The 12,548-nt window shown below is 41.7% G+C and carries 9 protein-coding genes and 1 pseudogene; 6 read left to right on the forward strand and 4 right to left on the reverse strand.

Annotation, left to right across the window (positions count from 1 at the left end):
- The first annotated feature begins 276 nt into the window (after positions 1-276).
- The 6 genes and pseudogenes from AFK25_RS04035 to AFK25_RS04060 all read left to right on the forward strand — a co-directional run bounded on the left by AFK25_RS04035 (position 277) and on the right by AFK25_RS04060 (position 8,340).
- Positions 277-939: an HD domain-containing protein gene (locus AFK25_RS04035; RefSeq protein ID WP_035067470.1), complete on the forward strand. Its 663-nt coding sequence runs from the start codon at positions 277-279 to the stop codon at positions 937-939.
- The gene (locus AFK25_RS04040) at positions 920-2,818 is read left to right on the forward strand and encodes an ABC-F family ATP-binding cassette domain-containing protein (RefSeq protein WP_035067469.1); all 1,899 of its coding nucleotides are present in this window, start codon (positions 920-922) and stop codon (positions 2,816-2,818) included. The genes AFK25_RS04035 and AFK25_RS04040 overlap by 20 nt, the downstream gene beginning before the upstream one ends.
- An 18-nt stretch (positions 2,819-2,836) precedes the next feature.
- Positions 2,837-3,976, forward strand: a complete 1,140-nt coding sequence (locus tag AFK25_RS04045) for a conserved virulence factor C family protein (RefSeq protein WP_035067467.1) — start codon at positions 2,837-2,839, stop codon at positions 3,974-3,976.
- 195 nt (positions 3,977-4,171) lie between these two features.
- Positions 4,172-5,621: pseudogene (tnpC, locus tag AFK25_RS04050) on the forward strand (IS66 family transposase).
- A 219-nt stretch (positions 5,622-5,840) separates the two neighbouring features.
- Entirely contained in the window at positions 5,841-6,209 is a 369-nt protein-coding gene (locus AFK25_RS04055) for an ArsR/SmtB family transcription factor (protein ID WP_015863926.1), read from the forward strand.
- Complete coding sequence (locus tag AFK25_RS04060) at positions 6,202-8,340, forward strand: heavy metal translocating P-type ATPase (protein ID WP_035067453.1); 2,139 nt, start codon at positions 6,202-6,204, stop codon at positions 8,338-8,340. Before AFK25_RS04055 ends, AFK25_RS04060 begins: the two co-directional genes overlap by 8 nt.
- Positions 8,341-8,706: 366 nt before the next feature.
- Here the strand turns inward: AFK25_RS04060 and AFK25_RS04065 are convergent, their stop codons facing one another.
- The 4 genes from AFK25_RS04065 to AFK25_RS04080 all read right to left on the reverse strand — a co-directional run bounded on the left by AFK25_RS04065 (position 8,707) and on the right by AFK25_RS04080 (position 12,476).
- Positions 8,707-9,783 carry an iron-containing alcohol dehydrogenase family protein gene (locus tag AFK25_RS04065; RefSeq protein WP_035067451.1) on the reverse strand — a complete coding sequence of 359 codons (1,077 nt, stop codon included), beginning with the start codon at positions 9,781-9,783 and terminating at the stop codon, positions 8,707-8,709.
- A 143-nt stretch (positions 9,784-9,926) separates the two neighbouring features.
- Complete coding sequence (locus AFK25_RS04070; RefSeq protein ID WP_035067449.1) at positions 9,927-10,769, reverse strand: MetQ/NlpA family ABC transporter substrate-binding protein; 843 nt, start codon at positions 10,767-10,769, stop codon at positions 9,927-9,929.
- Between the two features lie 38 nt (positions 10,770-10,807).
- Positions 10,808-11,473 (reverse strand): methionine ABC transporter permease, encoded by a 666-nt coding sequence (locus AFK25_RS04075; RefSeq protein ID WP_035067447.1) that lies wholly within the window; start codon positions 11,471-11,473, stop codon positions 10,808-10,810.
- Positions 11,463-12,476: a methionine ABC transporter ATP-binding protein gene (locus tag AFK25_RS04080; protein WP_035067446.1), complete on the reverse strand. Its 1,014-nt coding sequence runs from the start codon at positions 12,474-12,476 to the stop codon at positions 11,463-11,465. The genes AFK25_RS04075 and AFK25_RS04080 overlap by 11 nt, the downstream gene beginning before the upstream one ends.
- Positions 12,477-12,548: the final 72 nt, after the last annotated feature.

Below are 12,548 nucleotides of genomic sequence, written 5' to 3' on the forward strand. Positions count from 1 at the left end.
CACTCATAAGGTAGAACATTTCCTTAGATTAATCCTTATTTACAATTTACATAAAGATTGGAAGAGATTTCATTATGAATGATCGCTACTGTCACACCCAGGCGTTTACGTTTCTTGCCTGGGCTTCTTTTTACTGTTATGTGGGTTTATGTTCATCAGTTTGGACAATATGATACTGGTGCTAGTATAGTTTTATGGACAGTTTTTTGTTAGGCAAACAAAACGTCCCTTTGCTACAATAGTTAACGACAAAACCATCGAATGTTGAGGGCTGATATGGATAAACGGGAAATCATTCAAAAAACAGAACAATATGTGCGTTCATTGCTAGAGAATGATGCAAGCGGACATGACTGGTGGCACATTGACCGTGTTCGGCGTATGGGCACCACTCTTGCGAAGAAAGAAGGCGCTGACGAATTTATTGTCGAAATGGCTGCGCTTCTTCATGACGTAGCCGATGAAAAAATCGCAGGAAACGAAGAGAAGGGCTTATCTGCTGTAACCTCTTGGCTCGAACAAATGCCGCTGTCCAATGACGATAAAGAGCATATCATTGACATTATCTCTTCGGTCTCGTTTAAAGGAGGACACGGGAAAAAGCCACACACCATTGAGGGGATGGTTGTACAAGATGCGGACCGCCTCGATGCCATCGGTGCGATCGGCATTGCCCGCACGTTTATGTATGCGGGAAGCCGCGGGCATCTTATGCATGATCCGTTCCTTCCTTACCGGGAGAAGATAACGAAGGAAGAATACCGGCAAGGCCGCAGTACGGCGATTAATCATTTTTATGAAAAATTATTAAAACTAAAAGAATGGATGAATACAGAAAGCGCGAAACAAATCGCGCTCAAACGTCATGAATTTATGGAGCGTTTTTTATATCAATTTTATCAAGAGTGGGATGAGCAATATGAAAATGTTAACGGTTGAACATTTATCTAAAAGCTATGCGGAAAAAACGTTATTTCGCGATATTTCGTTTACGATTAAAGAACAGGAACGAATCGGCATTATTGGCGTGAATGGGACAGGAAAGTCAACGTTACTGAAAATCATTGCCGGTGTTGAGCTTGCGGACGCGGGACAAATTACGCATTCGAAAGACTATTCAATCGGTTATTTGCCGCAACAGCCCGATTTTCAAGAAAACTTAACAGTATTGGAACAAGTGTTTCACGGGGATACACCGCTGATTCGTTTATTGCGTGACTATGAAACAGTTTTAGCCGAGCTTGAGAAAAATCCCCTTGATGATAAGCTGCAGAAACGTCTTTTCCGCTGCCAGCAGCAAATGGACGCAATGAACGCATGGGAAGCAAGCTCCAACGCAAAAGCGATTCTTACGAAATTAGGCATTGATGACATGACAAAAACAATGGGAGAGCTTTCCGGTGGTCAAAAGCGCCGCGTCGCTTTGGCGCAGGCGCTTATTGAAACACCTGATTTGTTGATTTTAGACGAGCCGACGAACCATCTTGACTACGAAACGATCCGCTGGTTGGAAGAGTATTTGGCGCGTTATAGCGGGGCCGTTTTGCTTGTGACGCACGATCGTTACTTTTTAGATCGTGTGACCAACCGCATTTTAGAGTTGGATAATGGAAAACTATACAGTTATACAGGAAATTACGCAGCATTTTTAGAAGGAAAAGCGCTGAGAGAGGAGCAGGAGCTTGCCGCTGAAGCGAAACGGCAAAACTTATATCGCCGCGAATTGGCTTGGATCAGAAGAGGAGCAAAAGCGCGGACAACGAAACAAAAGGCGCGCATCCAGCGATTCGAAGAGCTGGAGCAATCACTTGGAATGGAACAAAAGAGCAGTCTCGATATCTCATTAAGCGGCAGCCGTCTTGGCAAAAAAGTGCTAGAGTTAAAACGTGTGTGCAAAGCGTTCGGCAGCCAAGTGATTTTAGATAAGTTTAGCTTCCTAGTCAAACCGGGAGACCGCATCGGCATTGTCGGGGCGAACGGAAGCGGTAAATCGACGCTGTTGAATTTGCTTGTCGGCCGAGTCCAGCCTGATGAGGGAGAAATCGAAATCGGGCAAACGGTGAAAATCGCGTATTACACGCAAGAAAATGTTGATATGGATGAAAATAAACGAATGATTGAATACATTCGCGAAGCAGGGGAAGTCATTCATACGACTGATGGAAAAACAATTTCCGCCGCGCAAATGCTGGAGCGTTTCTTATTTCCAATGAATACGCACGGAACACCCATTCACAAATTGTCAGGCGGAGAGAAACGGCGGTTGTATTTGTTGCGCATTTTAATGACAGAACCGAACGTGCTCCTTCTTGACGAGCCGACGAACGATTTGGATACGCAGACATTGACGGTACTTGAAGATTATTTAGAAACCTTCCCGGGGGTTGTGATTACGGTTTCACATGACCGTTATTTTTTAGACAAAGTGGCAGAACAATTACTTATTTTTGAAGGAAATGGGAAAATTGCGCATTATTTTGGTGATTACTCCGATTATTTAGAGGAGCAGCTAAAGAAAAAAGGAGAGCAGGCAGAACTTAAGCAGCCAATAATGAAAGAACAAGTTCAGCCTGCAAAGCCGGCCAAGCGCAGATTAAGCTATAAAGAACAGAAAGAATGGGAAGAAATCGAAGATAAAATTGCGGCATTGGAGACGAAATTGCAAGAAATTACGCTGGAAATGGAACAAGCGGCGAGCGACTATGAAAAAGTGCAAAGATTAGCATCCGAACATGAGCAATTAAGTGCAGAGCTCGATGCGCTGCTTGAGCGCTGGGCGGAATTGTCTGAACTTGTGGAAGCATTACAATCGAAGTGAAAGGGGGAATAAACAGGAATGAACATTCAATCGATTGAACCAACACCAAGCCCAAATACAATGAAAGTGCTGTTAGATGAAGAGCTTCCATTTGGCACAAGCCATAATTATAAGCCGGATAATGTCGAGAATGCACCAGTTATTATTCAAGAATTAATGAAAATTGAAGGGGTTAAAGGCATTTACCATGTTGCCGATTTTTTAGCGATTGAACGAAATCCGAAGTATGATTGGAAAGAGATTTTAACAAAAGTGCGTGAAGTATTTGGTGAAGAGATTGAAAGCACACAAGACGATAAACAAGTACGTAACGAGCATTTTGGCGAAGTGAAAGTGTATGTGCAAATGCTTTATGGATTGCCAATGCAGGTGAAGTTAACCGACGGTCAGGAAGAAAGACGATTCGGTTTGCCGCAGCCGTTTATGGATGCGGTTTTAGAAGCGCAGAAACATGCCGGAAATATTGTTCTTGAACGAAAGTGGGTCGAAAAAGGCGTGCGCTACGGCACGTTCGAGGAAATCGGTGCAGAAGTAGTTGAAGAACTGTCCGCTGCCTATCCGCCAGAACGGTTAGAGCGGATGGTACAAATGTTTAAAAGCGGCGAGCAAGCGAAAACGCAAAAACGAGTAAGCTACAAAGTAACGGAAGAAATGCTTGACGACCCAGATTGGACAAAACGCTATGCGGCTTTAGAACAAATGGCAGAGCCAACCGAAGAAGATTTGCCGGTGTTGGCAAAGGCTTTAAAAGACGAAAAAGTGGCGATTCGCCGCCTTGCCACTGCTTATTTAGGAATGATTGGCGGCAAAAAAGTGCTCCCACATCTTTATGAAGCGCTGAAAGATAAAGCGGTCTCCGTGCGCCGTACAGCTGGAGACTGTCTATCTGATATTGGCGATCCTGAAGCGATGCCAGTCATGATTGAGGCATTAAAAGACCCAAGCAAATTGGTCCGCTGGCGCGCGGCGATGTTTTTATACGAAGTTGGTGATGAATCAGCTCTTCCAGCTTTAAAAGCGGCAGAAAATGATCCGGAGTTTGAAGTAAGCATGCAAATAAAAATGGCGATTGAACGTATTGAAGGCGGCGAAGAAGCCAAAGGATCCGTGTGGAAGCAGATGACAGAAAGCAGAAGAAAAGGAAACAGCAGTGAATGATAAAGAAAAATAGGTATTGCGGTATCACCAAAAAACGGCAGCGAAATTGCTGCCGTTTTAACATTTTTTCTGATTCATCTTAAGGTTATGAATAATGTTTAATTGTAACTATTCAGCCACATCATAAAGTGAGCTGAATATTTTCTTCTTTCCTTGTCTATGATGTGAATACTGATAGACAAGGAGGTGAATCGCATGTTGACGGTACAACAAGCTGTATTTACAGTTGAGAGCTTAATCGGCAAAGTTCAACAACAAAAACAGCTCATTCATCAACTCGTTCAAGAAAATGAACATTTGCGTCACGAAAACAAACAACTACGCAAAGAAAATGAACAACTGAAGTACCGTGTTCAAGAGCTGGAAGCACGCACGAAAAAAAACAGCTCCAATAGCCATTTGCCCCCATCTTCTGACCGTTTTGCCAACACACGTTCTTCTCGTCAACCATCTGGCAACAAGCCAGGCGGACAAGAAGGACATCAAGGAACGACGCTCCGTCAAGTGGAACATCCACATCATCGTGTCGTCCACCGTGTGCATAAGTGTCAAGGATGTGGGGCTTCTTTGCGTGAAGTCAAACCGTTCAAAGTCGATATCCGTCAAGTGTTTGATGTCCCTCCTGTGGCGATCGAGGTGACACAACATGAACGTGAGGTGAAATCGTGTCCACATTGTCGATGTGTTCAACAAGCCGAATTCCCATCCCATGTCACGAATCATGTGCAATACGGTCCACGGCTCACGGCGCTCGTTGTTTATTTACATCATATCCAATTGATCCCTTACAAGCGTTTAAGTGATACAATCGAAGCGTTATATCAACACTCGATTAGTACAGGAACTCTTGCCAAATATGGTGAAACGAGGACGCGAAGCGCTGGAATCAAATATGGACATCATCGAAGACGCCTTACTTGAATCCAACATCCTGCATGTCGATGAAACGAGTTTGCGCATCAATGGGAAACTCGCATGGGTGCATGTCGCGTGTACATCGAAATATACGTACTTGGCTCCTCACGTTTCTCGTGGAAAGAAAGCGACTGATGATATTGGGATTCTTCCCCGATATGAAGGGACGATGATGCACGATGGATTCGGTACGTATCCAAAATACACGCAAGCCACCCATGCCCTTTGTCACGCCCATCATTTGCGTGAGTTAAAAGGCTTCATCGAACAAGGGCATACATGGGCATCGCGCATGACGACGTTTCTGTTAGCCGCCAAACAGGCCGTCGAAGCTCATCACGGTGCGCTTTCCGAAGAAGAAGCGAAACGATGGGAACGAGTGTATGATCGCATCCTAGAAAGAGCACAACACCGATTGGAAACGACCACGCCTCTTCCGAAAAAAGCACTCGCTTTTGTTCGACGCCTTCAAAAACGAAAGGAAGAAGCGTTGCGTTTCTTACGTGAAGTGCATGTTCCCTTTGACAACAACCAAGCCGAACGCGGTCTTCGCATGGTTAAAGTCAAAGAGAACATTTCGGGTACATTTCGCGAAGAAACATTCGCCCAGTCTTTTTGCATCACAAGAAGCATCATTTCCACACTGACGAAACACGAAAAAAACGTGTGGGATTCGTTATGTCTTCTGTTGACAGGCGAAACGCTCGATCGTGTTCTTTCTACCACTTAGGGCATTTTCTATTACGGGGATGCCTTATTTGTGTTGCGCTCCTTTACATACTACTATCGGGATGAATAGTTACATTAAATGAATAACCTGGTAAATATTAGGTTGATTTTTTTAAATCCAATTCTTTTTTATTTTTCATTCAAATAAATATTTGAATAATAAAAGGAATGATGTATAATATATTCAAACGGAAATTTGAATATGAAAGGGGGATAATTAATGAGTAAGAAAGATACATGTGAAATTTATTGTTATGACGAAGAAAAAGTCAATCGAATACAAGGGGAATTGCAAAAAGAAGATATATCCAGTGTTGTCCTGTTGTTTAAAGCACTGGCAGATGAAAATAGGGCAAAAATTGCCTATTCACTTTGCCAAGATGAAGAGTTATGTGTATGTGATATTGCCAATATCATTGGGGCTTCTGTTGCAACCACTTCCCATCATTTACGGACCCTTTATAAACAAGGGATTGTAAAGTATCGAAAAGAAGGAAAGCTAGCATTTTATTCGCTGGATGATGACCATATTAAGCAGTTAATCATGATTGCGTTAGCACATGAGAAAGAGGTGAAAGTCCATGTCTGAACAACAAGCAAAATTATCTAAATCAGAAGTGAAAACCTACCGTGTTCAAGGATTTACTTGTGCAAACTGTGCAGCAAAGTTTGAAAATAACGTAAAAGCATTGCCAGGTGTTCAAGATGCTAAAGTAAACTTTGGAGCATCTAAAATTACCGTTTGGGGTACAACAACCATCGAAGAATTAGAAAAAGCAGGGGCTTTTGAAAACTTAAAGATTCGGGAAGATAAAGAAAAAGCAGTCAAGCGTGAACCTTTTTGGAAGCAAAAAGAGAATATTAAAGTGTACATTTCCGCCGTTTTGCTTGTGATCAGTTGGTTTCTAGGGATGCAATACGGAGAAGAGCATATCTTTGCGACAATTGGATATGCTGCATCGATTTTAATCGGTGGATATTCGCTATTTATGAAAGGTTTCAAGAACCTGGTTCGATTACAGTTTGATATGAATACGCTGATGACAGTGGCGATTTTAGGAGCTGCAGCAATTGGTGAATGGGGAGAAGGTGCAACGGTTGTTATTCTATTCGCCATTAGTGAAGCCTTAGAGCGTTATTCCATGGATAAAGCTCGTCAATCCATTGAATCGTTGATGGATATTGCTCCAAAAGAAGCATTAATTCGTCGCGGAAATGAAGAAATGATGGTCCCTGTTGACGATATTCAAGTCGGGGATATTATGATCGTAAAGCCTGGTCAGAAATTAGCGATGGATGGAATCGTCATCAAGGGTACATCTACGCTAAATCAGGCTGCCATTACGGGGGAAAGTGTTCCAGTAACCAAAACAGTCGGTGATGAAGTCTTTGCAGGAACATTGAATGAAGAAGGGTTATTGGAAGTAAAAGTTACAAAACGAGTGGAAGATACAACTCTTTCGAAAATCATCCATTTAGTGGAAGAAGCTCAAGCAGAACGAGCACCTTCTCAAGCGTTTGTAGATCGTTTTGCCAAATACTATACACCAGCCATTATCATTTTTGCTCTTTTACTAGCCGTTATTCCGCCATTATTTATGGGTGCTGATTGGAGCGAATGGATTTATCGAGGTCTAGCTGTATTAGTGGTTGGTTGTCCGTGTGCGTTGGTTATTTCCACGCCTGTTTCGATTGTAACTGCCATTGGAAATGCAGCGAAAAACGGTGTGTTAATTAAAGGTGGTATTTATTTAGAGGAAGCAGGAAACTTAAAAGTGATTGCTTTTGATAAAACAGGAACATTAACAAAAGGTGTTCCTTCCGTCACCGATGTAGTCACTTATAATGGTAATGAAAATGAACTAATGACCATTACAGCAGCCATTGAAAAAGGCTCACAACATCCACTTGCTTCCGCCATTATAAGAAAAGCAGAAGAAGATGGATTGAATTTTAATGATGTATCGGTTGAAGAATTCCAATCCATTACCGGTAAAGGTGTAAAAGCCAAAGTAAATAACGAAATGTATTATGTCGGAAGTCCAGGTCTTTTTGAAGAACTTCTTCCAAATGGTATCCAATCAAAAATAAAAGAACAAATTACAGATCTTCAAACACAAGGGAAAACGGTCATGGCGTTAGGAACGGAAAAAGAAATTCTGGCGTTAATTGCCGTGGCAGACGAAATAAGAGAATCATCCAAAGAGGTTATTCGAAAACTGCATCAAGTCGGTATTGAAAAAACGGTGATGCTGACGGGAGATAACCAAAGAACAGCCGAAGCCATCGGAAAACAAGTCGGGGTTTCCGATATTAAAGCCGATTTACTTCCAGAAGATAAACTGAATTTCATCAAAGAGCTTCGCGACAAGTATCGAAGTGTTGCGATGGTTGGAGATGGTGTGAACGATGCACCAGCTCTTGCAGCTTCAACCGTTGGTGTGGCAATGGGTGGTGCTGGAACCGATACAGCCCTTGAAACAGCCGATATTGTTTTAATGTCTGATGATTTAAGTAAATTGCCATATACGATTAAATTGAGCCGCAAGGCTTTAGCGATTATTAAGCAAAACATTACCTTCTCTTTGGGCATTAAGGTGCTGGCGTTATTGTTAATTGTACCTGGTTGGTTAACGTTATGGTTAGCGATATTTGCCGATATGGGAGCAACATTAATCGTAACATTAAACAGCATGCGATTGCTAAATGTGAAAGAATAATGCAATAGTTGAAGAAGACACACAAAAAGACCGAATTTATTTCGGTCTCAGCTTGTCGACTTTGTCGACAAGCTGAAACGTTTAATGTCAAAAGGTTGACCCTAACTAAAGCAAAGTCTATAGTACATATAGAGTAGAAACACTATATATTATAGATTATAGACTTCGCGTTTGGGTCAACCTCTTTTATTTTGACAGTTTAGACATGAACTTCAATTTCGGTATCAACATGATCCGAAAGAATGCGGAATGTATACTGTTAACAATAAAAATCACCTGAGGAAAAAGGACGTAACAGGGCAGTTGTTTAGCAAATGGTAAATGAAATGTTTTGTATGATGTCACTATGAAAAACAAAGAGCGAATTTAAACTGCTAACTTCTCAAGTTGATAAAATGCTTGGACGATTTTCCCGCTATCAACAGGGATATTCATAAGATGAATAGATTCATGCGGTTGGACGATTTCTTCGGCAATATAAGTTAGTTTTTCTTTTTCTGTTGCATCAAGACCGAGTTGTTTTAACGTATAAGGCAGCTTTAAATCGCGATAAAATGGAAGCAAACGATGAATTTCATCCCAATTTTCTTCAAGGGCTAGCTGAACGAGAATCCCGTATGCCACTTTTTCTCCATGCAATAAATGATGGGTTTCGGGTACCTTCGTTAATCCGTTATGAACGGAATGGGCCGCTGCTATTCGTCCATATTGATCACCAAACCCTCCAACCATGCCGCCTGCCATAATAATCGTTTCAATTACTTTGCGGAATGATAAGGTATCGCGTTTTTCTACTAAGTCGTTTATGGCCGCTCGGCTATGTTCGAGCAGCTCCGTTTTGCAAAGATAGGCCGTTTGATGAGCGATTTTTACGGAAAGAGGAGGGTTGTTTACTTGGCGAATGATACAATCGGCTTCATACCATTTGGCAAGTGTATCCGCAATTCCGGCTCGAAGATAAGCGGCTGGTGAATGTAGCAATATTCTTGTATCAACTAGAACCATTAACGTTGATTTCGGAAAAATATCATAGCGAATAAATGTTCCGTTTTCATCATAAATCACGCTAAGAGGTGTCCAAGCTGCGCAAGTAGAAGCAAGAGTAGGAATTAATACCACATCAAGATGCGTTTGATTGGCAACGGCTTTAGCTAAATCTAGCACTTTTCCGCCGCCAATTCCAATGATGACATCAAAATGCACACAAAGGGACGATAACCGTTCAATTTCAGACAATGAACACTCTCCGTTATATCGGAAAAAGGAATAAGTGAATTCGCCGTTTTTAGGGAAGTACGGCTCAGCGGCTTTCCATGACCGTTCTCCGCAAATGACAAAAACATTTTTAAAACCATGTCTTTGCAGCAAAGCTTCGAGATGCATTAACACTCCGCTTTCACATGCGTAATAATTAGGAGCGCCACGAACTTCAATGATGTCCATCTTTTTATTCCCCCTTTTCGAAAGACTAGAATAGGAGAAAGAGGGTGTCTTATAAGGGTCTGACCTCACGCCTAGTTTGATGTCCTATATATTGTGTTGGGGTCTGACCCTGGGTTTTTGGAACACCCTCTTGTTATACGGATTTACTGTTTTCGTTTTAACATCCACTCTGGTTTGCCGAAACCTTTAAATTGCTCATCAATTACTTTTTCAAACTCTTCGGATTCAACGGCTTCTTTAATATCTTTCACAAATTGCTTGTTTAAATCTTTTGTATTTACGACAACACGGTTACGGTATTGATCAGGCATCTTTTCTAATACAAGTGCGTCAAGCAAGTTCATTTTTGCTGCTAATGCAAAATTTCCAGGCACAGCAGCCAAATCAACGCTTTCTACCGCACGAGGTAACTGACCGGCTTCAATTGGCTTAAACTGAAGGTTCTTGACATTTTCTTTTATATCTTTCTCTGAGACCGTTAGCGGGTTTGCCGCTGGGTCGAGTTTAATAAACCCTGCATCTTGTAAGATTAAGAACGCTCTTGCTGCGTTTGTCGGATCGTTAGGAATCGCAATCTGACTGCCTTCTTTCACTTCGTCCAGCGATTTAAATTTTTTTGAGTAAATGCCCATTGGTGCAGTTGGAACGGTGATCACTTCTGAAAGGTCAAGGTTATTTTCTTTCGCAAAGTTCTCCATATAAACTTTGTGCTGGAATAGATTGGCATCCAAATCACCGTTAGCAAGAGCCAAGTTTGGTTGAATGTAGTCGCTGAATTCTACGACTTTTACTTGATAGCCTTTCTTTTCGAGAATCGGTTTAATCGCTTTATTCACCATGTCGCTGTAAGGACCGGAAGTAGCTCCGATGGTAATTTCTTTTTTCTCTGTAGAATTAGTAGAATTAGAAGTGGTTTCTTTGCTTCCGCAGGCTGCGAGAAGCCCAAAGGATAACAGTAAAACGAGAAAGATGGATAATTTCTTCATAAAAAATCCCCCTATGATATTTATATTTTTAAAGGACCTTATCGCTTATCAACAAGACGAGCAATACGGTCACCTGCAAACTGAATGATTTGCACAAGACAGATTAAAATGATGATGGTCGTAATCATGACAGTATCATCGTAGCGGTAATAACCAAAGCGAATCGCAAGGTCCCCAATTCCTCCGCCGCCAACAATTCCTGCCATCGCCGAATATCCGACTAAACTTATCGTTGTAATCGTAATTCCGTGCACAATACCGGGACGTGCTTCAGGCAAGAGGACGTCTTTGATAATCATCCAAGGCGTGGCCCCGACAGCAACAGCTGCCTCGATCACCCCTTTGTCAATCTCTCGCAAAGAAGTTTCTACAATTCTAGCAAAAAACGGAATTGCCGCAACGGACAGCGAAACAGAAGCGGCGGTAGGTCCGATTGTTGTCCCTGTAATGAGTTTAGTGAGCGGCAATAGTCCGACAAGCAAAATCACAAAAGGAATCGAACGAATCATATTGACGACAAATCCAAGGATCGATTTAACGGTTGTATTTTCTAAAAATAGCCCGCGGTCGGTGACGAATAACAAAATTCCTAAAGGAAGTCCGGCGATAATCGCCACCGAAAGAGAAATAGCAACCATGTAAAGCGTCTCTAAAAACGCTTTATTCAGTTCAGGAACTAAATTGATAAGCGAATCAAGCAGCACCTGTAATGACCTCCAATCCATTTGTTCTCAGGGAAATATAATCAATCGCTCGCTGAACTTCATCAGGCTCTCCTGTAAGTTCCATAATGAAAATTCCAAGCGGCATATCCTGAATGTACTCAATTTTTCCATGTAAAATATTCCCTTTTACTTTGAAGGTTTGGAGCATATCAGAAACAACTGCTTCTTCGGCCATCTCACCTTTGAACTGAATTTTTACAATCGTTCCTGTACGTTTTTTCAGTAAATGATCCGGAAGATCAAATTGCAGAACGCTATTAATAAACGATTTTGTCAGCTCTTCTTTCGGATTCGTAAAGATATCATACACTGTTCCTAACTCAATCACTTTTCCATCTTGCATCACGGCAATACGGTCACATATGTCCTTGACGACTTCCATCTCATGAGTAATTAAAACAATGGTAATTCCAAGTTCGCGGTTAATCTTTTTCAACAAGGCTAGAATCGACTTTGTCGTACTCGGATCAAGCGCTGATGTTGCTTCGTCGCATAAAAGGACAGTCGGCTCGTTTGCGAGTGCACGCGCAATTCCGACTCGTTGTTTTTGACCGCCGCTTAGTTGGGAAGGGTACGCATCGCGTTTATCAGTAAGACCAACCATTTCCAGCAGTTCATTCACTCTTTTTTCAATTTCCTCCTTTGATTTTTTTGCGGCTTTTAAAGCAAATGCGACATTTTCAAATACTGTTTTTGAACTTACAAGGTTGAAATTTTGGAAAATCATTCCTATCTTTAAGCGTGCTTGTCGTAATTCCTTTTTATTTAAAGTTGTTAAGTCGATACCATCGATAATAACTTGGCCGGATGTCGGGCGTTCTAAAAGATTTAAGCATCGTAACAGCGTGCTTTTCCCGGCGCCGCTATAGCCAACAATCCCGAAGATTTCACCATTTTTGATGGTTAAAGAAACATGATCTACGCCAATGACTTTATTTTTTTTGGATGAATATATTTTTACTAAATTTCTTACCTCAATCATCGAATCCCCCCGTTTTTATTTCTCTATTTATTCACATCGTTTCGTAATTGAAAAGAAGACAGCAGGTCTGAT

Origin of the sequence: Anoxybacillus gonensis, from assembly GCF_001187595.1 — a bacterium.
Lineage (GTDB): Bacteria > Bacillota > Bacilli > Bacillales > Anoxybacillaceae > Anoxybacillus > Anoxybacillus gonensis.